This window comes from Proteiniclasticum aestuarii (assembly GCF_017368455.1).
Lineage (GTDB): Bacteria > Bacillota > Clostridia > Clostridiales > Clostridiaceae > Proteiniclasticum > Proteiniclasticum aestuarii.
The window spans coordinates 538,860-563,309 of sequence record NZ_JAFNJU010000001.1 but is presented as its reverse complement, the minus strand read 5'-3'; the positions used below and the strand labels follow the sequence as shown (position 1 = coordinate 563,309).

The window sequence follows — 24,450 nt, the reverse complement described above, 5'->3', positions numbered from 1 at the left end:
TGCACGGGATGTGGCGGATATTCTTAGATTACAGATGGGACTTTTTGGAAACGGAAAGATTTGTGTGTATAATAAAGTTATGACTAGAATTTGAGGAGGAGACGAAATGATGTACAATAAAGAGTTTTTCAAGAATTTCATTGTCAGGCTGATCCCTATGTTCGAGGAGCATCGAGATTATCTGTCAAAGCTGGATTCAGATATCGGAGATGGAGACCATGGCATCAATATGTCCATTGGCTTCCGAGAAGTGCAGAAGCAGCTCGATAAGCTATATGAAGAAACGGAAGATATTTCCAGCTTCTACAGAAAAGTCGGCATGATCATACTTGGAAAGGTAGGCGGAGCAGCGGGACCCCTTTATGGAAGTCTGTTCATGAAGGCAGGAGATGATGTGAAAGGCAAGAACGAGCTGACCTTTGAAGAGCTGGTCGGATTCATCGAAAACGGCATCAAGTCCATCGAGATGAGAGGAAAAGCCGTGGTAGGAGATAAGACCATGGTGGATGCCTTAAGGCCTGCCATTGACCAGATGAAGGAAGAACTGGGTTCGGGCAAGGGCGATCTTGAAATCTTTGAAAGCTTCGTTAACGAGCTCAAGGAAGGGTCCGATAAGACCATTCCACTGGTGGCAAAGAAGGGAAGAGCCATGAGGCTTGGAGAAAGAGCCATCGGATTCAGAGATCCGGGATCCTTCTCCTCCTATCTGATCTACAAAGAAATGCTGGATGAAATGAAGAGTCTGGCTGAAGGGTGAACAGAATGAAAAGAAAGCCCATTGTAGGCATGAGCCTGAAAATCTATGTGAATAAGATGGAACAGGCCGTATCCATGGCGAAGGAAGTCATGGAGAGGATGAATACCATAAAGGATGTGGATGTTTTTCTGATCCCTTCCATGGGAACCGTATATCCTGTGGCAAAGGCGCTGGAAGAATCCAATATTCTATATGGGGTCCAGAATATTGCGCCCAGGGAGAATGGCGCCATGACAGGAGAGTTTTCCATAGAAAGCGCAGTGGATCTAGGCTGCCATCTGGTGGAACTGGGTCATGCCGAGCGTAAATCCATATTCAGGGAAGACTATAAGATGATCAATGAGAAGATCGGACTCACCATAGAGAAAGGCCTCATGCCCATCGTCTGTGTGGGAGAAACGGATAAAAGCCCGGAAAGAAAGAAGGAACTCACCGGCCAGATCAGCCAGCTGCTGAAGGGTCTTGAAGGTGAGAGCTTATCGGATCTTGTGTTGGCCTATGAGCCGGAATGGGCCATAGGCCAGGAAAAACCGGCGGAACCGGAGTATGTCCATGGGTCCATGCGCATCATCCGAGAGATTCTCACTGAACTTTATGGAGCAGCGGTCAGCGAAAGAATCAGACTCATTTATGGCGGTTCAGCCAACAAGGAGAATGCAAGGAAGCTGGTTTCCTCAGAAGATATTGATGGCCTGTTCATCGGACGATTCGGACATGACATCGCGAATTTTGAGGAAATCGTGCAGAAGGTAAGAGAAACAAAGGAGGAAAAATCATGAAAATTGCAATAGGATGCGACGAGATGGGATTTGAACTGAAAAATCACATCATCGGCGTACTCAAGGACAACGGATATGAATATGAGGACTTCGGGTCCTTTGAGAATGAGAAAGTGCTCTATCCCAACATAGCGGAAAAAGTGGCGAAAGAGGTGGCGGCAAAGAACTTCGACAGAGGAATCATCATCTGCGGAACGGGCATCGGCGTAGCCATCACGGCCAATAAGGTTCATGGCATCAGAGCAGCCCAGGTGACGGATATCTATCAGGCGGAGAGAGCAGCCAAGAGTAATGATGCCAACATCATCACCATGGGCGGTCTCACAACTGGAAAAGCTGTAGCGGAAATGCTGACGCTGGCTTATCTTGCGAGCGAGTTCCAGGGTGGCAGATCACTGCCGAAGGTAGACAGAATGAATGAAATAGACAACAGTTACAGAGGTAAATAAGTAGATTATCAGGTGCCTATGATTGTTTATCAGGAACACTCATAGGTACTTGCTATGTGTTTGGAGGATTTATGGATTTTTTTGAAAAATTAAATGGTATGATTGGTGCATACGGGTTCAAGATTCTGGGTTTTCTGGTGGTACTGGTCATAGGTTGGCAGCTGGCGAAATATGTGGTGAGACTGCTGGAAAAGTCCCTGATGAAGAGCAAGCTGGATGTTTCCGTTCACGGATTCATTCTGACGCTGTCCGGTTTTTTCCTGAAACTCATCGTGATCATAACAGCAGCCACCATCATCGATGTCCCTATGACGACGTTCATTGCCATGCTCTCAGCAGCGGGTCTGGCAGTAGGGCTTGCACTGAAAGACAGTCTTTCGAATTTTGCGGCGGGTATACTGCTGCTCATATTCAGGCCCTTTGGCGTAGGGGACTATATACAGACGTCGGATGTGTCTGGAACCGTGCTTTCCATAGAAATGCTCTATACGTCTATGAATACCATCGACAATAAAAGAGTGATGGTACCCAATGGACACCTGGCCACATCCCATATCACCAATTACAGTGTGGAACCCTACAGAAGAATCGATAAGGTCTATTCTGTGGCCTACGGCACCGATGTGCTGAAGGTGAAGGAAGTGCTTATGGGCATAGTCCTGAAGAATGAAATGATTCTGGATGAGCGTGGCGTGATTCTTGGTGTGATCAATCATGGTGACAGTTCCGTGGATTTCGACCTGAAGGTGTGGGTGAAGAGAGAAGACTACTTCACCGTGCTTTATGCACTCAATGAGGATGTGATTGTGGAATTCGAGAAGAACGATATTGAGATTCCATATCCTACAAGAGATGTGACAGTGACCATGAACAAGACTGATTCAGAGACCCTGGAGAAACCACTGGAAGGCTGAACAGATGCAATCAAAAATCAGGAAATTATAGGCAGAAAAAAGAGGAGCAGGCGCTCCTCTTTTTTCTGTAATTGTAATTGATAATAATTAATAAGCATGTGCGGTGCTAATTAATAATGATTATAATATAATAATAATTATAACAAGAGAATTTGTCAATAGAATATTTGCAGATTATCGTCTATTCTGAAAGTTTTTTTCTGAAAGGATCAGAGTTGTTAAATTTTTAACCAGATGATATACTGATTATGTTTGAGAAGTGGCCTATAAAGCCCTGCTGAAGCGAAAAAGAGTCGAGGTGAATGCTATGGAAGTGGAGATCTGTGTAGGAAGTTCCTGCCATCTGAAAGGATCCTATGAGGTTGTGAAAGTACTGGAACATTACATAGAAGAAAATGATCTGAAGGAAGACATCAGGCTGAGAGGCAGTTTCTGCCTGGGCCACTGCACGGAAGGGGTCAGTGTGAGAATGGATGGGAAAGTGCTGTCTCTTTCGCCGGAAAATGCCGTGGATGTACTGAGAAGGCGTTGGGAGGCGATGCAAGATGCAGCTGATCAATTTTAAGGAAGCCAACTGCAAGAACTGCTACCGATGTGTGCGGGCATGTCCTGTGAAGGCCATAAGGTTTCAGGACCACCAGGCCATCATCGATGATACCAGATGCATTGCCTGCGGGCAGTGTTTTCTGGCCTGTCCTCAGAACGCAAGAGATATTCAGAGTGACCTGCCGAAGCTCAGGAAGGCCTTTGAAAAAGAAAAAAATGTGGTGGCACTGATTGCGCCTTCCTTTGCGGGATTCTACAGAAATAAGGGAGGATTCATTCATGGGCTGAAGGAGCTGGGATTCTCGAAGGTGGTGGAGGTGTCATCCGGTGCGGACGAAGTGACCAGAGCTTATGAACGCTTCATGGTGGAGGAGAATCCCTTCTATGCCATCTCCAGCTGCTGTCCCACCGTGAATCTCTTCATCAGACGGTATTATGAGGAGCTGTCGGATTATCTCATTCCGGTGGTCTCGCCCATGCTTGCCACAGGAAAGGCGGTGAAAGGAGAAGACAGGGAAAGCTATACGGTCTTCATCAGCCCCTGCCTGAGCAAGAAATGCGAACCGCTGACCTTCGGCAATGAAGGAACCGTGGATGCGGTGATCACCATGGAGGAGATCAGCCAGATGTTTACGGAGAGAAATCTTGATCCGGAAGCTTTGAGTCCCTATAGACCTGAGATTTCCGGGAATGATCTGGGTAAGAAGTATCCCCTGAAGGGCGGTATCGGTGAAGGGTTTGAATCCGTGCTCACGGAGAAGGGCTATGACATTCTTCATGTGGAAGGAATCGATCAGGTGAAAGAGGTGCTGGAAGAGCTTCGGAGCGGTTCTCTGGGCAGAGTCTTTCTGGAGCTCAATGCCTGCCATGAATCCTGCATATCCGGTCCCTGCATACCGAAGAAAACCATCAGCACATTTCTTCGGAAACAGCTGGTGAAGAACCATGTGAAAACAGGATGGCTTGAAAAAGGGAGCACCTTATCCTTCTCCGGCATGGACCTCAAAACCACCTATATGAGAAATCCTGTGAGAAAGAAACAGTTCAGTGAGAAAGAGATTCTCACAACCCTGGGACGCATGGGGAAGAGAAAACCCAAGGATGAACTGGACTGCGGCGCCTGCGGCTATGACAGCTGCAGAGAGAAAGCCAGGGCGGTGCTGGAAGGGATGTCCGATGTGGAGATGTGCATGCCTTTCATGAGAACCCGAGCCGAGCATATGAACGACATCATTTTCTACAATTCACCCAACATGATCTTCATACTGGATGAGGACCTGTGCATCACGCAGATGAATCCTTCCGCTGAAATCACCTTCAAGGTGAAAGCCGATGAGGTGAAAAATCTGCCGATCCAGTTTCTGCTGGAAGATCAGGGATTCAGTCGAGTGAAAACTTCAGGGTATAACGATCTGAACCGGCGGATCATCTATGAGGAGGCGGGTCTCATTGTGATGCAGAGCATTCTGTTCCTGCCCAAAGATAATCAGATTCTGGTGATCATGTCGGACATCACCGAAGAAGAAAACAGAAGGCAGGAGCTTCAGACCATGAAGGAGAATACCATTGCCATCACGAACAAAGTCATCGAAAAGCAGATGAGAGTCGCACATGAAATCGCAAGTCTTCTGGGCGAAACCACTGCGGAGACGAAGATCGCTTTAAACAGACTGAAGGAGATTGTTCAGGAGGAAGGAAGCTGATGCGCTATTATCTGGATGTGAAGCATCTGTCACTGAACAAGTACGGAGAAGAGCTCTGCGGAGACCACATTGAAACTGCTGAAAACGAATCAGGGATGATTCTGGTTCTTTCCGATGGACTGGGCAGCGGAGTCAAGGCCAATATTCTGGCTACTCTGACAGCGAAGATTGCGGTCACCATGCTGAAGGAGAATGCTTCACTGGAAGACACCATAGAAACCATCACGAAAACACTGCCGGTCTGTTCAGTCCGGAAACTGGCCTACTCCACATTCACCATCGTCATGGCTGAAAACACCGGAAAGGTCAGAATCGTGGAGTTTGACAATCCATCCTATTTTCATTTCAGAAACGGAAAACTCAGCATGCCGCAGAAAACCAGGCAGCTCATCCATGGCAAAGAGATCCACTTATCGGAGCTTAGGATGAGACCAGGGGATTACCTTACGGTCATCAGCGATGGTGTGGTCCATGCTGGTGTTGGGAAGCTGCTGAACTTCGGATGGCAGTGGGAGAATATCAGAGACTATATTGAAAATCTCGCCCTAGGGAAGAGCGCTGCGGGGACCCTTGCCCATGAGGTGCTGGGCTACACCGGGGTCCTCTACGATCTGAAACCGGGTGATGATGCCAGCATCCTCTGTCTGGCCGTCAAAGAGAAGAAAGTGCTCAATCTGTTTGCCGGACCACCGAATCATCCGGAAGATGATGCGCTGTTTGTGAAATCCTATATGGAAGCGGAAGGGCTGAAGGTGATTGCTGGAGGGACTACAGCAGGCATTATATCCAGAGAGCTGGGGAAGTCTCTGGACATCGATCTCCAGGAAATGAGAAAGAATCTGCCGCCATCAGCAACAATGGAAGGAGCGGACCTGGTGACAGAAGGGGTCCTGACCCTTGGGGAAGTCATCAGAATTCTTGAAGTCTTTGATGATGAAAAGAAGAGCATGGAGTTTCTGAAAAGGCTCTCTGATTCCGATGGTGCCGCCAGGCTATGCAGGCTCATTCTGGATGAGTCCACTGAAGTAAGGCTGTTCATGGGGACGGCGGTGAATCCTGCACATCAGGAACCGGGATTTTCCTATAATTTCAACTATAAGGTAGAACAGATCAAAAAGCTGAAAGAACTCATGGAGAAATCAGGCAGAAGGGTGGAGCTGTACACCATCTGATGGATGCCCCTAGGACAAGAGAGCAGATTAATGATTGTGAATCTCATAATATTAAAGGGGATAAATTCAGATATTAATTTCATATTTCCGTTTTATTGTGGGGAAAAACATAAAATAACCTTGTATTGGTTTACAACTTATCATCTTTATGTATAATTGAATGTGACAATGATAAGGAGGTAATGAATGAAAGAAGAGTTTTACGATGCTTTGGAAAACTATCCGGTTGTGACTGCTGTGAAAGACTACAATGGACTGGATCTGGCGCTGAATACGGAAAGCAGAGTTGTATTCGTACTTTTTGGAAATATCACAGATATTGCCCAGATTGTGAAAAAGGTGAAAGCCAGAGGCAAGATCGCCATCGTTCATGTGGATCTGATTGAAGGATTGGGCAGCAAGGAAATCGCAGCGAAATTCATCAAGTACAACACTCAGGCAGACGGGATCATCAGCACCAAGGCCAATATCATCAGTGCAGCCAAAGATTTGGGTCTCATCACCGTTCAAAGGTTCTTTCTTATAGATTCGCTTTCTTTGAAGAATGTGATCAAGTATATTGAAGCAGGCCATGCGGATACATACGAGGTTCTTCCTGGGGGAATGTATAAGATCATAACCATGTTATCAAACATCTCCAACGTCCCACTCATCGCAGGAGGGCTAATATCAGACAAGGAGGATGTCATTTCCGCCTTATCTGCCGGAGCCACGGCCATATCTTCCACGGATACGGGGATCTGGAAACTTTGATGGCAAGGTTTACAAGTCTGTCATAAAGTGTTAAAATCAAGGGAGAAAAGTAAATAGTATGCTAAGAGTATGAGAGTAAGCAAAAGTCACCTGCAGTAGGCAGGTTTCGTTGTGTTACTCTTTTTTGTGTTAGGAGGGAAATTAAATGTATGATGTAGCGATCATTGGTGCTGGTATTGTTGGAGCATCAGTGGCAAGAGAACTATCAAGGTATGATCTCAAGGTGTGTTTGATTGAGAAGGAAAATGATGTATCTGAAGGTGCGACCAAAGCAAACAGTGCCATCGTTCATGCGGGTTATGATCCGGAAGAAGGAACAGATATGGCAAGGCTGAATGTCAGAGGATGTCACCTGACTGAAGTCTACACGAAGGAACTCGATGTACCATACAAGAAAATCGGTTCTCTGGTTGTGGCGTTCTCGGAAGAAGAGATGGAACATGTGGAAATGCTCTTTCACAGAGGAAATGCCAATGGTGTACCAGATCAGAAGATTTTAAATAGAGAAGAGCTGCTGAAGATGGAGCCTAATATCGGGGATACAGCAGTAGGTGCTCTCTATTCACCCAGTGCAGGTATCGTCGGACCTTGGGAGTTCACCATTGCACTGACGGAAAATGCGGTGGTCAATGGGGTAGAACTGCTTCTGGATACGGAAGTGGTGGATATCAAGAAAGAGGAAGATGTCTTCACCATCTACACAGCCAATGCTGAACTGGATCCGATCCAGACCAAGTACATCGTCAATGCTGCAGGGATCTACAGCGATGCGATCATGAACATGGTAGGAGAGCAGGAATTCAAGATCAGACCAAGAAGGGGACAGTACTTTGTTCTGGACAAGAGCCAGGGAGAACTTGCTCATCACGTCATTTTCCAGTGTCCTACGGCGCTTGGAAAAGGTATTCTTGTTTCACCAACCGTTCACGGAAATCTTCTGGTTGGACCAGATGCAGAGGATAATGTGGAAAGGGATGAAATTGGAACAACCAAGGAGAGAATGGATTATATCAGAGAAACTGCTGACAAGTCCATCAAGGGAATCAACTACAGAGAAAGCATCCGAAACTTTGCAGGTTTAAGAGCACAGTCAGACCGTTCCGACTTCATCATCGAAGAAGCCAAATCCGTGAAAGGGCTGATCAATCTCGCTGGAATCAAGTCACCAGGACTTACTTCTGCACCAGCCATTGCGGAGGATGCAGCTGAGATTCTGAAAAATATCGGACTGGAAATGAATAAAAAGGAAAACTTCAATCCTACCAGAAGGCAGACCCATTTCATGAGCCTGTCCCCTGAAGAGAAAGCGGCAAAGATCAAGGAAGACCCTAAATTCGGAAGAATCATCTGCAGATGTGAAAACATCACAGAGGGAGAAATTGTGGAAGCCATCCATAGACCGGTAGGCGCGCTGACTGTTGATGGTGTCAAGAGAAGAGTGCGACCTGGAATGGGCAGATGTCAGGGTGGATTCTGCGGACCTAGAGTGCTTGAAATCATTTCAAGAGAACTGGATCTTCCACTGGAAGATATCATGCAGGATAAAAACGGATCCTACATACTGGTCGGGGAAACAAAGAATAGGGGTGAAGAATAAGATGATGTATGATTTGATCGTAATAGGGGGAGGTCCAGCAGGCCTTTCTGCAGCATATGAAGCTTATAACAGAGGAGTAGAGAAGATTCTTATTCTTGAAAGAGATAAGGAGCTCGGCGGAATTCTGAATCAGTGCATCCATAACGGATTCGGCGTGCATTCGTTCAAAGAGGAACTGACAGGTCCTGAATATGCCGTTCGATATATCGATATGCTCAATTCCACCAATGTGGACCACAAACTGGATACCATGGTGCTGTCCATTTCCAACGGCGGTGATGTGAAGCATGTGGAAGCCATCAACACAGAAGAAGGATACCTGAGTCTTGATACAAGGGCAATCATCCTGGCCATGGGCTGCAGAGAAAGAACCAGAGGTGCCATCCAGATTCCTGGAGAAAGGCCATCCGGTGTATTCACGGCAGGTACTGCTCAGAGATATGTCAACATGGAAGGATACATGGTCGGAAAGAAAGTTGTCATCCTGGGTTCAGGAGACATTGGACTGATCATGGCAAGAAGAATGACACTGGAAGGAGCTGAGGTCAAAGCCTGTGTTGAGCTGATGCCTTACTCCAACGGACTGAACAGAAACATCGTTCAGTGTCTGGATGATTATGACATTCCGCTGCTTCTTGCGCATACCATCACGGAAATCAAGGGTAAGCAGAGATTGGAAGCAGTTGTGATCCAGAAAGTGGATGAAAATAAAAACCCGATTCCTGGAACAGAGCAGACACTGGAATGTGATACACTGCTCTTATCCGTAGGTCTGATTCCAGAAAATGAGATCACGAAAAATGCGGGCATCGCACTGGACAGAAGAACCTCAGGGCCCATCGTGAACGAAGCCATGGAAACCAATGTGAAGGGTATTTTCGCCTGTGGTAACGTGGTTCATGTACATGACCTGGTGGACTTTGTAAGTGAAGAAGGACAGAAGGCAGGCAGAAGTGCTGCCAAGTTCATCAAGAATGAGCTGAAGGAAGGACAGGATGTCACGGAAATCAAGAATGGAGATCGTGTGAACTATACCGTTCCACAGCAGATCAGACTGGAAAACATCATGGAGTCTCAGGAAATCATGTTCAGAGTTTCCAATGTATTCAAAGACGTGAACATCACTGTGAGAAACCAGGAGGGAGAGCTGATCAAAAAGCTGAGAAGACCAGTTGTGGCTCCTGGAGAAATGGAGAAAATCAAGCTGAAGAGAGCGGATCTCGAGAAGGCGAATGGACTCCTTACCATTGCACTGGAAGAGGTGATTTAAGATGAGAGAAATGATTTGTATAGTATGTCCTAAGGGATGCAGACTTCAGGTGGATGAGAAGCCGGACGGCGAAATCATCGTCATGGGAAATGGATGCAACAGAGGTATACCCTATGCGAAAAAGGAACTTACAAACCCTACAAGAGTCATCACGTCAACAGTGAAGATCAGGGGAGGCATTCATAAGAGACTGCCGGTGAAGACATCAACAGATATTCCAAAGGGGCTGAACTTCGATGTCATGAGAGAGCTGGAAAAAATCGAAGTGGAAGCGCCAATCAAAGTGGGAACAGTTTTAATAAAGAATGTACTTGGAACAGGTGCAGATATAGTAGCTACAAGAAATATGTAGGCAATGAAATGTGGGTTGATGCCCACATTTTTTGTATATAAAATATCCAGAATACGGGTTATTTGTTATAATAGTATAAAAGTAAATGTTTACATCGCGTGAAAAGCAGACACCAATGATTGAGGAGGTTAAATTATGTATGATGTAATTATCATCGGAGCGGGAATTGTGGGAACGAGCATCGCAAGAGAGCTATCGAAGTCGAAGGCGAAAGTGCTGGTTCTGGAAAAGGGAATCGATGTCTCCATGGGTGCGACAAAAGCCAACAGTGCCATTGTCCATGGAGGCTATGCAGAGAAGCATGAAGCACTGAAAGGCAGATTATGCTATAAAGGCAGAGTTCAGTTCAAGGAGCTGGACCGTCAGCTGAATTTCGGGTTTGAGGAAACCGGGTCCCTTGTCATCACCAAAGAGGACGACAAGGAACCCCTGGAAAAGCTCATGGCCAACGGAATCAAAAACGGGCTGGATGATTTATCCATCATCGGACCCGAGGAAATCAGAAAGATCGAACCGGAACTCACAGATGATGTGAAATGGGCTCTCTACTGTAAAGGAGCCGGAATCTGTTCACCTTATGAAATGGCCATCGCCATGGCGGAGAATGCCATCAAGAATGGAGTGACCCTTGAACTGGAGAATGAAGTCACAGCCATAGAGAAAGCAGGAGATGTCTTCAAAGTGACTACAGATAAAGGTCAGTATGAAGGAAAATACGTGGTCAATGCGGCTGGGGTGTATGCGGACAAGATCTCCCAGATGGTAGGCGTGGACGACTTCAAGATTCTTCCAAGGTCCGGGGAGTATATTCTCTTCACAAGAGGGACAGGAGATCCGATCAACACCGTGATCTTCCAGCTTCCCACCAAACTCGGGAAGGGTGTTCTTGTGGCTTCCACTTACTATGGAAATCTTCTTATCGGGCCAGATGCCAATGATGACGCGGATCGTGACGATACATCCACTCATATAGAGCGTGTGGCGAAGATCCTGGAGCAGACAAAGGAGCTTTATGATAAAATCAATCCGAAGCAGTTCATTCGAAGCTTTACAGGCATCCGTGCCAGAAGCTCAACAGATGATTTCATCATTGAGGAGACGGATGTGAAAGGCTTTATCAATGTTGCTGGAATTCAGTCTCCTGGACTCACATCCTCACCAGCCATTGCAGAAATGGTTATAGGTATTCTTAAGGAATCGGGCTTAGAATGGGAAGAGAACAAGGATTTCGATCCTTACAGAGAACCCATTGTCACAAAGAAACCGCTGAAGCCCCTGAAGGATGTCAAGAAATTCATCGAGCTGCCCTTGGGTAGCGAGGATCGAATCGTCTGCCGATGCGAGCAGGTGAGAGAAGATGAAATCGTGGATGCCCTTCATCGGGGAATCAAAGTGAAGACTGTGGATGGCGTGAAAAGAAGGACACGTGCCGGTATGGGATGGTGTCAGGGAGAATTCTGTAAGCCTAGAGTGATTGAAGTCATGGAAAGAGAATATGGCGAAAAGATCGATCCAGGTTTTGATATCGAGCATAGTGGTGTGAACCGTGTTCAGAAATCCGACCTTCTGGATTATCTGAAGAGCCTCGAGGAGGAATAAACTTTGAGTGATGTCATTGATTTCAATGACCTTAAGAATAAGGTGAGAGATAAGGATATAGATGATTTTGAAGCCTATATCTTCAATCTGTATGGAGAGATGGGAACTGGAAAACAGACCATCGCATCCATCAATAAAGCCATTATGGAGTACATGGAAAAGAACAGCATTTCCTATGAGAAGTTCATGGAAATCCAGACCAGACTTATGGAACGTTATGGCGTATCCATGGAGGATATCCAGTCCCAGTACAATCTGACGAATAACGAAGACTATCAGAAGTATCGCAAGCAGCTTGGTTTCATGGATAAATACAAGGGGAAACTCAAAGAATACTCGGGTTTCCACTATGAAATCAGAAATGAAAGAAATGAGCTGACGGTTTTCCTCAATAAGACCATTGTCGTGATCACCTCCGAAAAGCAGGTGGATCTTGCCGATAATGAACTGAACGAGTTTCTGGTATCCTATAAGAAGCTTCAGGATGATGCGACGCTTCAGATACGAATCAGTGAAAATTACAGAGAATATGATTATTAGATCAGTTGACCGATGAGCAATCATCGGTCATTCATTTTCTGCAGACACCATTCATTGAATGAGATTTATGTAGGTTTCCTCTTTTCCTGAACGCCAAATCTGACGCTTCCTGAAATCATGTGTATTGGGTAATTCAGAAAGCTTTTCTCAATATGCTATAATGTAATTTAGGTTTTATGGAAATCATGAAAAGTAAGAAGGAATAAGGAAGTATAGAAAATGATGGAAGAAAAGGAAAAACTGGAAGAGGAAAGTAGAAAGACGAAGGAAAAGAAGGATTTCTTTTCCTTCGTCAAAAACCCCATAAGATATGATGTGCTGCACCTGGCATGGCCGATTCTGACGGAGCTTCTCATGAGCTCGCTTTTCGGTATGGTGGATATGATGATGCTTGGATGGATTGCGGATAAGGCGCTGGCAGCAGCATCCGTTGCGGCGGTGGGTATCACCAATCAGCCCATGTTCATCGGACTGTCTCTGGCGCAGGCGCTGAATGTGGGAGGCACTGCCATGATCGCCAGGTATGTGGGGGCGAAGCAGCCCCATAGAGTGGATTCGGTTCTGAAGCATGTGATTCTTCTGAATCTGTTTCTCCTCGCTATACCTCTGTCCACATTCGGACTGACCTTTACAGATGAAATCATGAGGTTTATGGGCGCTCAGGCAGACACCATTGACGCGGGAAGAATCTACTTCAAAATCATTATGGTCGGGTATCTTTTCCAGAGCTTTAACATGTCCATTACAGCTGCCTTGCGAGGTATAGGAGAGACCAAAGCGCCCATGAAGATCAACATCAGAGTGAACTCCATGAATGTGGTGGGGAACGCGCTCCTGATCTACGGCCTTCTGTTCTTTCCGGAACTGGGTGTCACAGGTGCGGCTGTTTCCACTGCATTTTCCCACGTGGTGGCCAGTGTGCTCATGCTCCGATACATTGTACGAAAAGATAGTCCACTTAAAGTGGATTTCAGAAAGAAGTTCAAATACAACAAGACGGTGATTCAGAATCTCATAAGGGTCGGGATACCCGCGTCTCTGGAATCTCTAGCCCTTAGAATCGGCGTGCTTCTGTTTGTGAGAATTGTTGCCGGACTGGGTACGGTGGTCTATGCATCGCATCAGATCGCCCTCAGCATCCTGGGGCTGTCTTTTCAGCCGGGACAGGCTTTTGGCATCGCAGCCTCCTCTATGGTAGGGCGTTCCTTGGGGGCGCAGAACCTCAGCGTTGCGGAAAAATATGCCAAGGAAACCAGAAAAATCGGATCCATGATCTCCACATTCATGGCGGTGATCTTCTTCTTTTTCGGCCCTTGGATTGTGGGGCTCTATACCAATGATCCTGTCATCATTGAGAATGCCTCCAGAGCCCTTAAAATCATTGCTCTGGTTCAGCCTTTCCAGTCTTCTCAACTGATTCTTGCCGGTGCTCTTCGTGGAGCAGGCGATACGCTCTGGCCACTTGTAGCTACTTTTATCGGGGTCTTCGGATTCCGAGTCATCCTTGCTCACATCTTTGTGAACATCATGGGATTCGGTCTCGTGGGGGCCTGGATGGCGGTGCTGGCAGACCAGTTCATCCGGTATCTGTTCGTTTACGGCAGGTTCAGAACGAATAAATGGAAATATATCAGAATCCGATAAAGAAATGAATCTTACAGCCAAGGATCATAAACCATTGCGCAGCAAAAAAAAGGATATAAGTAAGGCCCTCACTTGCTGAGGGCCTTTATCGTTGCTTCTTGTTTATTCTACTGTTACGGACTTGGCCAGGTTTCTTGGCTTATCCACATCCAGACCCTTGTAGAGTGAAACGTAGTAGGCCAGAAGCTGGGTAGGCACTACGGCAAGGATCGGTGCGATGATGTCCATGGTATTTGGAATATAGATCACTTCATCAGAGTACTTCTCCACGTCCTTGTTGTCCTCGTACGTGATGGCCATGACTTTGGCACCTCTGGAAACCACTTCCTTGATGTTGCTCTGCATTTTCTCGAAGAGCTCTCTCTGTGTCAGAGAAGTGATGACGGAAATACCTTCCTCGATGAGGGCTATGGATCCATGCTTCAGCTCTCCGCCGGGATAGGCTTCGGAGTGAATGTAGGAGAGCTCTTTCAGCTTCAGAGAAGCTTCCACAGCGATCTGATAATCCAGACCTCTTCCCAGATAGAAGACGTCTTTTTCACCATGGATTTTATCTGCAAAGTGTTCAATTTTAGTTGTATCTTTCAGAATCTTGGCAACCTTCTCTGGAAGGGTAAGCATTTCCTTTTTGATCTCTTCGAGATAGGAAGTCTCTTCTGTACCCAGAAGCTCTGCAAAGTGAAGGGCAATGCTGTATACCGCCACGAGCATCGTCAGGTAGGCTTTGGTTGAAGCTACGCCGATTTCGGGTCCTGCCCAGGTATAGAAGACATCATCCGCTTCACGGGCAATGGAACTTCCCACCACGTTGGTGATGGCGATGACTCTGGCACCCTTGGTCTGAGATTCTCTCAGAACCGCCAGCGTATCTGCGGTTTCACCGGACTGACTGATGGTGATCAGCAGTGTTTTATGATCTATGATCGGATTTCTGTATCGGAACTCTGATGCCACATCCACTTCCACGGGGATTCTGGCCAGATTTTCGATGGCGACTTTACCGATGAGACCTGCATGGTAGGCAGTTCCACAGGCTACGATGTAGATTCTGGAGTAATTTGTGAGCATGTCTTTGCTGATATGGATGTCATCCAGTCTGATTTTCTCTCCTGGAATGATTCTTGAAGTCATGGTGTCTTTCAGCGCCTTAGGCTGCTCGTAGATTTCCTTGATGGTGAAGTGTGCATAGCCGCCTTTTTCAGCAGACTCAGCACTCCATGTGATTTCCGTGCTTTCTCTTTCCACTTTCTCACCTTCATTGGTGTAGAAGGAAAGATCATCCTTTGTCAGCACTGCGAACTCGCCATCATTGAGATAGACGAATTCCTTTGTATAGTTCAGCACAGCTGGTACATCGGATGCGATGAAGTATTCACCCTCGCCTAATCCGACAACCAGGGGGCTGTCTTTTCTTGTTGCTACGATTCTGTCTGGTTCATCAATGGAGAGTACACCCAGAGCATAGCTGCCCTTAAGTTCCTTGGTGGTCTCTCTGACCGCCTCAAGGAGGTCTCCGTTGTAGTGAAAATCAATGAGATTAGGAATTACTTCCGTATCTGTATCGGAAAGGAATTCATATCCGAGTTTCACCAGCTTGTCTTTCAGTTCCATGTAGTTCTCGATGATTCCGTTATGGACAACAGAAATTCTGTTGTTGTTGCTGTTATGGGGATGGGAGTTCTCATCGGAAGGAGCACCATGGGTAGCCCAGCGTGTATGACCGATACCCATCTGACCTTTCAGGCTGCCGCTGCTCAGTTTTTCCTCCAGATTCCTTAGTCTCCCTTGCGCTTTGACAATGGAGACAGTTCCATTTTCCATAACAGAAATTCCTGCAGAGTCATATCCTCTGTACTCCAGCCTTGAAAGACCGCTGATGAGTACCTCCACAACGTCTCTGTTACCAAGATAACCTACAATTCCACACATAAAAAAACACCCTCTCTAAATTATTATTAGGAAGGCTTAATACACCCTGCAGGATTGTCCCAGGAATCACTTCCTGTATTTCTCCTGACATTTATCGGTAGTGTATACCGCGAAGCATCCGCCGAATTTTCGATAACTTCGTCCTCGTCAACCTATGTACCCATAGGTTCTGGCGCTATTTCAATAACTTGAAATTTCAATATTCATTAAGCCTTACCGAATTATTATAACGTGAAATACACAAATTGAATACCCCTAAAATCAATTATTGTTATTTCTGTAACTATATCATAGGGTGTGCATAGCAAAAGATGATGGGATGCAATGAAAAAGAAACATCAAAAGATGTTCCTTATCTTGCCATAGATGATCAGTATTCAAGATGAGAACCGTCGCAGTAGGGAGGGGTTTTTGTCTTCTTGCAGGTGCAGAGATAGACGACTTCATCTTTGTCGGGCGTAAAGAGCAAAGGCATGATGTCCGTTGTGCCTTTGTGACTGCCGTCACAGAAAGGCTGCAGCTCACTTCTGCCGCAGGCGCACCACCATATGCTTTTTCCTGCTTTCAGTTCAACCAGGACAGGCTCACTGCCTCCCTTGATCGGGTTATCCATATAAACACCTCTTCTCATTATTTTGAAAGTCCTGAGTCTATTATATCGCAGCGAATGCAGATCTTCCAGCTGGAGCAGGACAAGAAAAAAGCACTCCGTTACAGAGCGCTTAAAGTTGTCATGCTATCCGGTGATTTTGTAGGATTTCTCTGAAGGGACAACAGGAATTTCTTTCATCGAGTAATCTGCGACCTTGATGAATCCGTTTCCTTTGAGGATTCCTCCAAGGAATTTGTTGAATGCTTCATCCGAGCCCTGAACTTCCACTTCCACATCTCCATTCATGAGATTTCTTACCTTTCCGGTGAGACCCAGTGACTGCGCCAGCTCATAAGTATGGTATCTGAATCCAACTCCTTGCACGCGTCCGGTAAAGATAATCAAGTAACGTTTCATGGTTTCACCACCTTTATCAGTCTCTGGAATTAGGCTTTTTATCCTTATGCGTTTCTTCCTTGCTCTGGAACACTTTTCTGAAGGCTGTGATGCTGTCTGCGACCTTGTGTGATATGCTGCTTGTCATCTGGCTCAGTTTCTCTTTCACATCTTTTTCTTCTGCAGCATCTTTGTGCGGAATGATCCTTTTCTCTTCTTCAGGTACTTTTGTATCAAAGCTGAAGGAGGAATCTTCTCTCACTCTTTTCTCAACGCTCGCAGTTTCAGAAGCTGCATGAGTTCTTACGGGTGCACTGACTTCTGATTCCTTATCAGAGGAAGTCAGGCGGATTTTTTCCGGTGCTCTTTCAGGTAAAGGCTGCGCTGTCATTTTCTGACCTTTTCTGGCCATGATTCTTGCCTGCCTGGTTCTATATTTTGATACAGTGTAGATGTAGTCCAGATATATGGCTCCTATGACTTTTGCCCCTGCCACTGGATCGTTTCCGAGATTATACAATCTCAGATACTTCTGGATGTGCTCTAGGGGTTTGTTTGTGATTCCGTATAGATCCTTGCTCATTTTCATGGCATCGATGAAGGAGATATGCACTTCTTTGTCCAGTTTGATGTTCAGATAGGTATGGGTGAAGGGCTGATTATAAATGATGATGGGCAGATCGCCTGCATATCTCAGGAAACGGCCCACAGCCTGGTTCAGTGTGAGGCTGTATTTCTTGAGAAGCGGATCCTTCGGGTCGATGGGGATGAACAGGGAATCGACCATTTTGTTCTTCATGTATTTCACTGCCTGAATGGAAGTGACGGTATCGCTGTATGGATCTTCCGATGTTCTGTTCAGGTGAAAGGTCACAAATTCACGATAGAGTGGATAAGCTTCAAATTCCTCGATGATTTCCCCTTTATGATTGAAAAGTGCATCTTCCATAATGACCTGCTTATAATTCATTCGATCAGGTGAATAGATGTAGTCTTTCAGAATATAGAAAAGGGATATCATCATTCCGAAAATAATGTAGATAATGGCATATGTGATTTCTGCCTTATCGTACCGGTTGTTAAAGTATAGGAATACAATTAACAGCAACAGGAAGCTGTAGAAAAATATAAACTTCTTGTTGAAAATTCCTTTAACAATATTCATGTAATAATGCCTCCGCTGAGTGTATTTATGCTCACTAGTTCTAGATCAGCTTCTGTGACTAAGTGAATCAATACTTGTATTATATTATGATTTGCGTAAAACATAAAGAAAATGCGCAAATTCTCTTAGGAACTGGTAAGAATAGGCAGTTTCACCGTAATGGAGATTCTGTTTTCGCTGATCTTCTCCGCATAAATCTGACCACCGTGCATATGGACGATGCTTTCCGAAATTGCCAGGCCCAGGCCGCTTCCGCCGGTTTCGCTGGAACGGGACTTCTCGAGACGGTAAAATCGTTCAAACATTCTGGTGATCTCTTCATCACTGATTTCATCGATGGCATTCTCCAGAGTCACCGTCGCAAAGCTGCTTGCATCGAGTCCCTTGACGGAAAGTAGAATCGGTTCATCCGTGTGCGAGTACTTGATGGCGTTGGAAATCAGATTTTCAAAAAGCCTGACAATCTGAGGGACATCAGCATAGAGAACGATATCCTTCGTGGCGATGTTCTTGCTGATGGTCAGTCCCTTCTCTTCCGCCATGGGAATCATTTCTTCAATGAGCTGGTCCAGAAGGTCCACAAGATTCACTGCAGTGAAATTCGGCTTGTTGTCCGGGCTCTGGAGCTTCGTATATTCGAAAAGCTCATTGATCAGCTGCTTCAGTCTTTCTGATTTGGAATAGGCGATTTCGATATAGTCATCCTTCTGCTCGGGTGAAATCCGTTTGGATTTTGCAAGTCCAAGATATCCGATGATGGAGGTCAGCGGAGTTCTCAGGTCATGGGACACGTTTGTGATGAGTTCCTGCTTTGTCTTCTCCAGATTCCTCTCTTCTTCGATTTTCTGATCGATGTCCCTGGCCATGATGTTGATGCTTTTGGCCAGATGGGTGAGTTCATCATTTCCTTTCACAGGAGCGGTGTATTTCAGATTGCCGGTGGAGATGATCCTGACGGTATTGGAGAGTTCCTGTATATAGTCCATCTTGTTTTTGGTCAGAATCAGAAATCCCGAGATGAAAAACAGAAATGCGATGAATAGGGCCAGTGAGCTGTTGTAGCTGTAAGTGGGTGTGGTCTGGATGTCCGCGATGGGGGTGTCTTTGATGATCAGGTAGATATCCCGCTTCAGAAAGTTCATGGGATACACAAAGACGAGCTCTCCGGCAGATTGACTGTCGATGTTGTCCCGGCGATAGAAATCAATGTCGTAAGCGGACTTGATGACATTGAAGATATCCACGGAGTTTTCCATGACGTTCTCAGTCTTGTAGATCATGTTACCGGAGAGATCCGTGACTAGAACCTTCAGTGTACTGGTTCTGGAGAAATCTTCAATGAGATTTTCCATGGCGGTGTGCATATCGAACTGCTTGGAATCAGGATTGTTTTCCGAGGGATACCGCGCATTCTGTCTCATTTCATCCGTGATGTCCTCTTCTTCCTTATACCGCAGATCATTCAGCATCCGTTCGGCAATGTCCTCTGCAGAAGAGGAGATGTCATCGATTCCCTGTTCATAGGAAATGGACTGCTGATAGGTCACTTTTCTGGTCATGTTGAAGGTGATGTTATAGGCGAGAAATGCTAAAACCAGACAAAAAGCAACAGCAAAAATCAGCTCCAGCTGAATGTTGCTGCTGATTTTTGCGCGTATGAAGTTGTCCAGAGAGGTAAAGAACTGGTCTAGTCTGCTGTCTGGCTTCTTCGCAACGGGTTTTCTTGGTTTCTTGAGCCTATTTTTCAACTTTATATCCTACTCCCCAAACAGTTTTGATGTATCTAGGATTTCTCGGATCATCTTCGATTTTCTCTCTGAGTTTTCTGATATGAACCATGACGGTGTTTTCAGACTCCAGGAATTCTTCCTTCCATACATTCTCGTAGATCTTTTCCACGGATAGAACGATTCCTGTATTCCTGGTCATATATTCGAGCATATCGAATTCTGTCTTGGTCAGCTTGATCAGGTCATTGCCTTTCTTCACTTCTCTGGTATTGATGTTGATGGTGATGTCATCCAGCGTCAGGACATTGTCGTTTCGTGGCCGTTCAGAGTTCAGTGTATAATATCTTCTCAGCTGGGATTTCACTCGGGCAATGAGCTCCAGCGGATTGAAAGGCTTTGTGAGGTAATCATCTGCGCCTGAAGTCAATCCCATGATCTTGTCCATGTCCTGACTCTTGGCGGAAAGCATGATGACAGGCATGTTCTTGGTCTTTCTCAGTTCCATGCAAGCTTGAATGCCATCCTTTTTGGGCATCATGATGTCCAGGATGATCAGATCCACATGGTTTTTCTCCACGACCTCCAGTGCCTCCACCCCGTTGGTGGCTTTTATGGTCTCATATCCTTCATTGGACAGATAGATTTCTATCAGATCTCTGATTTCCTTTTCATCGTCTACGATGAGTATCGTCTGTTTATCCATTCTTTTCCTCCAAAATATTAATTGTCCTGGTTCATCTGTATATGATGCTTATCCGTATACTATGTGATCTTCTTCCTATCATAGCGACCACATCTTAAATTCGTAAAGGAAAAACCTTAAAACTTGGTGAAGCTAAGGCATTTCCATCAGTAAACCAGATTATGAAATCATTATACTATATCTTGTGCGTCAATAGGAAAAACTGCACAGGATTTCAAAGAATGTCAGAAGAGATTAAAGTCTTCTTAAGAACTATCCTGTATGGTGAAAAGGTGAAAAATTAGACCATTTTCGTCCTATTCCATCATGGAATATGCTGTATAATAGAAAAGAATAAAATTAAGGGTGATGAAATGAATTTGGGAAATAAGAAGAAGAAGAAATTCAATCGATATACAGGACTACTCCTCATCATGGTTGTGGTATTTTCTCTTCTGATCAATCAGATGTTCAATCTGCAGGTGATCCACGGGGATGAGTACTTCGCACGTGCAAATGTGGAATTCATAAAAAATATAGATAATGCCGCACCGCGAGGGGAAATCATGGATGCCAAGGGAAATATCCTGGCAACTTCGCTCCAGAGCTATAATCTGATTTATGTGGATACAACGGAATCCAGAAAGGAGATCTACACCACCATCGATAAGGTGGAAGCGCTTCTGGAAAAATCCGGCGAGGAGATTAATGATACATTCAGTCTCAAGACGGATCCTTTCCGATTCGAGTTCAATTCCGATGATCCTGATTTCATAAGGAGTGCAGAACTCAGATGGAAGAAGGATAGGGGAATCAATGACTATCTCTTCAACACGATCATGAGAGAGAAAACGGGAAAAAGCAAGATCGCTGATCTCAACGAGAGTGAAACCAATGAACTGGATGAGCTGATCCTGGATTTTACACCGGAAGAGACCTATTACTACCTGATCAGCTTCTACAATCTATATGAACCCCTAGAACCGACACCTGAGGAGAAGAAAGCTTATGCACTCAAAGACGGCAGGGAGATTCATGAGGAGCTTCTGAAAGTCTTTGACTGGGACACCATCAGGTCCTATCTTCTTATCAGAGACAGCATCCGAATGGAGAGCTATTCAGGATCCAAGGCTGTGACGCTGGTCAGCAATATGAGTGAGGCAAGTGCATTCACTTTCATGCAGCAGCTCAGTTTCCTTCCTGGCATTGACGTGGAAACCAATCCCATCCGATTCTATCCCTACGGACCCATGGCCGCCCATGTCCTGGGCTATCTGAATCCGGTCCCTGCGAAAAAAAAAGATTATTATTTGGAAAGAGGATATGATATTTCCAAAGACTATATCGGAATACAAGGAATTGAATCTGCTTATGAGAACAGACTGAAGGGCAGCAAGGGTGTAAGCACCGTAGAAGTCGACAAGAACGGGAGAACCGTGAGCGAACTCTTTGAACTGGAGACCTATCCCGGCAGCACGGTACAGCTGACGCTGGATCTTGATCTGCAGCATACGGCGGAGCAGGCGCTGAAAGACATCATCATCCGATACTCGGAAGAAGATACCAAGCATGCCATCGCCGGATACTTTCAGGATTCCTCCAATGCCACAAGAGGTGCGGTCATAGCAATGGATATCAATACGGGGAATGTTCTGGCCATGGCCAGTTATCCCAGTTATGATCCGAATATCTTCGCTGTGCCTGGAAGGCTTACCACTGAAATCTACAAGGAGATTTTCACGCCGGATTATAAGACCTTTGCGGAAGAACTCATCCAAGAGAAGAATATCAGAGTTCCCGTGGAAGAAGGGTCCAACGTCACAAGACCTGCCACAGTGGATGATCTGTTCAGAACCGGCGATGAGGGAAACCTTGAAGACAACAACGATCTCTATGCAAAGCCACTCTTCAATTACGCTACCCAGGGTCTGGTCCCATCCGGATCTACCTTCAAGATTGTCACAGGTCTTGCAGCCCTCGAGGAAGGGGTCATCACCGCAAATACCATCATCAGAGATACAGGTTCCTTCTCCAATGACAAGACGGGAACACCGATCACCAACGAGGGAGGAGGCTCTTACGGGAATACGGATCTGGCCAAAGCCATAGCCAAATCCTCCAATGTGTATTTCTCTGATGTGGGTTATCGACTCTATCAGGCAAAAGGGCTCAATGCCCTGGCGGAATGGGCATGGAAACTCGGACTGGGACATGATCCGGAGGAGCCGCTACACAGCACCACAGGCATCGAAATCAGAGAAAGTATCTACGGGAATGTATATAATCATTACGGCAAAGTGGAGCTCACCAAGAAGCTCTTCATGTTCGATGTGGTGGAGTTTCTCAGAGCGGGCCGATCTAGAACAAGCGATTACGGTCCGACATTCACGCCGTTGGATATCGGCATTGACAATTCGGAAATAGAAACCATCGAGAAAGCGAAAGAGAACATCAAGGTGAAAATCCGGGAAAGTCTGGACATCAGTCTGGAGGAAGCCAACAATTATATCAGAAAGGATTTCGATGAAGTCATTGAATCCTTGACCACAGTGATTCAGGAATACATCCTGCTGCTGCCCGAAGAAGAGGCGGCTGGACTGGAGACAGCGAAGCGGTATGCAGAAGAACTGGCGAACCTGATTGTCTTTGACAAGTCCACGGAAATCATCAGTCCAAGAAACGTGCTGAACTCCTCTCTGGGTCAGGGGGACAACCAGGTGACCCTGCTGCAGGTGACCAACGCCCTGGCAGCCATCGCCAATGGTGGAACAAGATATAAAACCAATCTTGTGAGCAGAATTCTTGATGCAGAAGGAAACGTCATTCAGGAGAACGAACCCGTGATACTGGAAGAGACCGGAATCACGAAAGCCACGGTTGATGCGCTGCTGGAAGGACTGCATGATTCCACCAAACCTGGTGGAGGTGCTTACAGCGTCTTCAAGGATTTTCCTATTGAAAGCGGAGGAAAGACGGGTACGGCAACCTGGAAGACCAATCAGGAAGAATTCGGTCGTGCTGCCTTCGGTGTCTATACTGCAGTCGCACCTATTGAGAATCCTGAAATTGTTGTTGCGGCCATTGTCTATGACGTGACCAGAGGATCTTTTGTGGCTCCCATTTCTCTTGCGGTTATGGAAGAATATTTTGAAGACCAGCTTGAAGCGGAGTTTCCTGACTATCAGCGGCAGTTTGACTATGATTCACCGGAGCCGACCACGAATTACGTGGAACCGGGTGAAGAGACTCCTTTGAATGAAGAAGAGAGCATGGAGCAGGAATCCGAGGAAGAAAATACGCCATAAAATGAAAAGTATGCACAGGTGCTCATCCTATGCATACTTTTCTATTCAGGCTGAGTTATGATGATGGGCTCTTCATTACCATCTCTTGCGGCTTCAAGCGCTGCAGAGGAAAAGGTTCTGAAATCTCTCGAAGAGGTGGTGGCGCCTGAGACTGTATCCACCTTGTCCGGATCCTGATGGAAAAGCAGTGCTTTTCTAAGCTCCTCCAGATAAATGACAGGGTTGGTGCCTTTTGTGGCAAACATGGCTTCGTTATATGCAACGTCTTCTGACTTCAGTTTCCCCTGGTTTTCACCGGTTCCTTCATAATCATAATGGACGGCTACGATTTTTCCATCAAGGATCTCCAGTGTCATGAACGCTTTCCAGCTGGTGGAATCAGGCTCATCAAATGTGACGGTATAGGTTCCATCCTGCAGGGGTTTTTCTGCAGTATTTCTGCAGCCTGTAACAATGGTGAGCATCATCATGACGGCGATGATCAGTTGAACTGGTTTTCGCAAATCAGATACCTCCTAGTTGAATTCTTTACTGGACTCATCATATCGCATTTTTCGATTTTGTGCAATTTAATAT

The 24,450-nt window shown here is 45.9% G+C and carries 22 protein-coding genes; 15 read left to right on the top strand and 7 right to left on the bottom strand.

Annotated features, from left to right (window positions below; translation table 11 throughout):
- The first annotated feature begins 106 nt into the window (after positions 1 to 106).
- The 14 genes from dhaL (at position 107) to J3A84_RS02680 (ending at position 14,075) form a co-directional block, all read left to right on the top strand.
- Positions 107 to 757 carry a dihydroxyacetone kinase subunit DhaL gene (gene dhaL / locus J3A84_RS02745; protein ID WP_207598454.1) on the top strand — a complete coding sequence of 217 codons (651 nt, stop codon included), beginning with the start codon at positions 107 to 109 and terminating at the stop codon, positions 755 to 757.
- 5 nt (positions 758 to 762) lie between these two features.
- Positions 763 to 1,536: a triose-phosphate isomerase family protein gene (locus J3A84_RS02740; protein WP_207598453.1), complete on the top strand. Its 774-nt coding sequence runs from the start codon at positions 763 to 765 to the stop codon at positions 1,534 to 1,536.
- On the top strand, positions 1,533 to 1,985 hold the full coding sequence (locus tag J3A84_RS02735; RefSeq protein WP_207598452.1) for an RpiB/LacA/LacB family sugar-phosphate isomerase: 453 nt from the start codon (positions 1,533 to 1,535) through the stop codon (positions 1,983 to 1,985). Before J3A84_RS02740 ends, J3A84_RS02735 begins: the two co-directional genes overlap by 4 nt.
- Positions 1,986 to 2,056: 71 nt before the next feature.
- Entirely contained in the window at positions 2,057 to 2,899 is an 843-nt protein-coding gene (locus J3A84_RS02730) for a mechanosensitive ion channel family protein (RefSeq protein WP_207598451.1), read from the top strand.
- A gap of 259 nt (positions 2,900 to 3,158) precedes the next feature.
- Positions 3,159 to 3,464: a (2Fe-2S) ferredoxin domain-containing protein gene (locus tag J3A84_RS02725; protein WP_425350712.1), complete on the top strand. Its 306-nt coding sequence runs from the start codon at positions 3,159 to 3,161 to the stop codon at positions 3,462 to 3,464.
- Positions 3,445 to 5,148, top strand: coding sequence for a [Fe-Fe] hydrogenase large subunit C-terminal domain-containing protein (locus J3A84_RS02720; RefSeq protein WP_207598449.1), 1,704 nt, complete (start codon positions 3,445 to 3,447; stop codon positions 5,146 to 5,148). The genes J3A84_RS02725 and J3A84_RS02720 overlap by 20 nt, the downstream gene beginning before the upstream one ends.
- Entirely contained in the window at positions 5,148 to 6,320 is a 1,173-nt protein-coding gene (locus J3A84_RS02715) for a SpoIIE family protein phosphatase (protein ID WP_207598448.1), read from the top strand. The genes J3A84_RS02720 and J3A84_RS02715 overlap by 1 nt, the downstream gene beginning before the upstream one ends.
- A gap of 186 nt (positions 6,321 to 6,506) precedes the next feature.
- The gene (locus J3A84_RS02710) at positions 6,507 to 7,073 is read left to right on the top strand and encodes a glycerol-3-phosphate responsive antiterminator (protein WP_207598447.1); all 567 of its coding nucleotides are present in this window, start codon (positions 6,507 to 6,509) and stop codon (positions 7,071 to 7,073) included.
- 145 nt (positions 7,074 to 7,218) lie between these two features.
- Complete coding sequence (locus tag J3A84_RS02705) at positions 7,219 to 8,670, top strand: NAD(P)/FAD-dependent oxidoreductase (protein WP_207598446.1); 1,452 nt, start codon at positions 7,219 to 7,221, stop codon at positions 8,668 to 8,670.
- A gap of 1 nt (position 8,671) precedes the next feature.
- Positions 8,672 to 9,940: an NAD(P)/FAD-dependent oxidoreductase gene (locus J3A84_RS02700; RefSeq protein ID WP_207598445.1), complete on the top strand. Its 1,269-nt coding sequence runs from the start codon at positions 8,672 to 8,674 to the stop codon at positions 9,938 to 9,940.
- Position 9,941: 1 nt separating this feature from the next.
- Positions 9,942 to 10,292 carry a DUF1667 domain-containing protein gene (locus J3A84_RS02695; protein WP_207598444.1) on the top strand — a complete coding sequence of 117 codons (351 nt, stop codon included), beginning with the start codon at positions 9,942 to 9,944 and terminating at the stop codon, positions 10,290 to 10,292.
- Between the two features lie 135 nt (positions 10,293 to 10,427).
- Complete coding sequence (locus J3A84_RS02690; RefSeq protein ID WP_207598443.1) at positions 10,428 to 11,891, top strand: NAD(P)/FAD-dependent oxidoreductase; 1,464 nt, start codon at positions 10,428 to 10,430, stop codon at positions 11,889 to 11,891.
- 3 nt (positions 11,892 to 11,894) lie between these two features.
- Positions 11,895 to 12,431, top strand: coding sequence for a DUF3867 family protein (locus tag J3A84_RS02685; protein ID WP_207598442.1), 537 nt, complete (start codon positions 11,895 to 11,897; stop codon positions 12,429 to 12,431).
- 219 nt (positions 12,432 to 12,650) lie between these two features.
- Complete coding sequence (locus J3A84_RS02680) at positions 12,651 to 14,075, top strand: MATE family efflux transporter (protein WP_242693928.1); 1,425 nt, start codon at positions 12,651 to 12,653, stop codon at positions 14,073 to 14,075.
- Between the two features lie 102 nt (positions 14,076 to 14,177).
- Here J3A84_RS02680 and glmS read toward each other — a convergent pair whose 3' ends face one another.
- From glmS to J3A84_RS02650, 6 genes are all read right to left on the bottom strand, one after another.
- Positions 14,178 to 16,004 (bottom strand): glutamine--fructose-6-phosphate transaminase (isomerizing), encoded by a 1,827-nt coding sequence (glmS, locus tag J3A84_RS02675; protein ID WP_207598441.1) that lies wholly within the window; start codon positions 16,002 to 16,004, stop codon positions 14,178 to 14,180.
- A gap of 370 nt (positions 16,005 to 16,374) precedes the next feature.
- On the bottom strand, positions 16,375 to 16,617 hold the full coding sequence (locus J3A84_RS02670) for a CDGSH iron-sulfur domain-containing protein (protein WP_207598440.1): 243 nt from the start codon (positions 16,615 to 16,617) through the stop codon (positions 16,375 to 16,377).
- A 123-nt stretch (positions 16,618 to 16,740) separates the two neighbouring features.
- Complete coding sequence (locus J3A84_RS02665) at positions 16,741 to 17,013, bottom strand: acylphosphatase (RefSeq protein ID WP_207598439.1); 273 nt, start codon at positions 17,011 to 17,013, stop codon at positions 16,741 to 16,743.
- Between the two features lie 16 nt (positions 17,014 to 17,029).
- A complete protein-coding gene (locus J3A84_RS02660) occupies positions 17,030 to 17,941 on the bottom strand; it encodes a hypothetical protein (protein WP_207598438.1) in 912 nt (303 codons plus the stop codon).
- Positions 17,942 to 18,282: 341 nt separating this feature from the next.
- The gene (locus J3A84_RS02655; RefSeq protein ID WP_207598437.1) at positions 18,283 to 19,905 is read right to left on the bottom strand and encodes a sensor histidine kinase; all 1,623 of its coding nucleotides are present in this window, start codon (positions 19,903 to 19,905) and stop codon (positions 18,283 to 18,285) included.
- Entirely contained in the window at positions 19,895 to 20,590 is a 696-nt protein-coding gene (locus J3A84_RS02650; protein ID WP_207598436.1) for a response regulator transcription factor, read from the bottom strand. The genes J3A84_RS02655 and J3A84_RS02650 overlap by 11 nt, the downstream gene beginning before the upstream one ends.
- A gap of 353 nt (positions 20,591 to 20,943) precedes the next feature.
- Here J3A84_RS02650 and J3A84_RS02645 point away from each other — a divergent pair, with 353 nt between their 5' ends.
- Positions 20,944 to 23,874, top strand: a complete 2,931-nt coding sequence (locus J3A84_RS02645) for a penicillin-binding transpeptidase domain-containing protein (RefSeq protein ID WP_207598435.1) — start codon at positions 20,944 to 20,946, stop codon at positions 23,872 to 23,874.
- A gap of 41 nt (positions 23,875 to 23,915) precedes the next feature.
- Here J3A84_RS02645 and J3A84_RS02640 read toward each other — a convergent pair whose 3' ends face one another.
- Positions 23,916 to 24,377 (bottom strand): FMN-binding protein, encoded by a 462-nt coding sequence (locus J3A84_RS02640; protein WP_207598434.1) that lies wholly within the window; start codon positions 24,375 to 24,377, stop codon positions 23,916 to 23,918.
- Between the last annotated feature and the right edge of the window lie 73 nt (positions 24,378 to 24,450).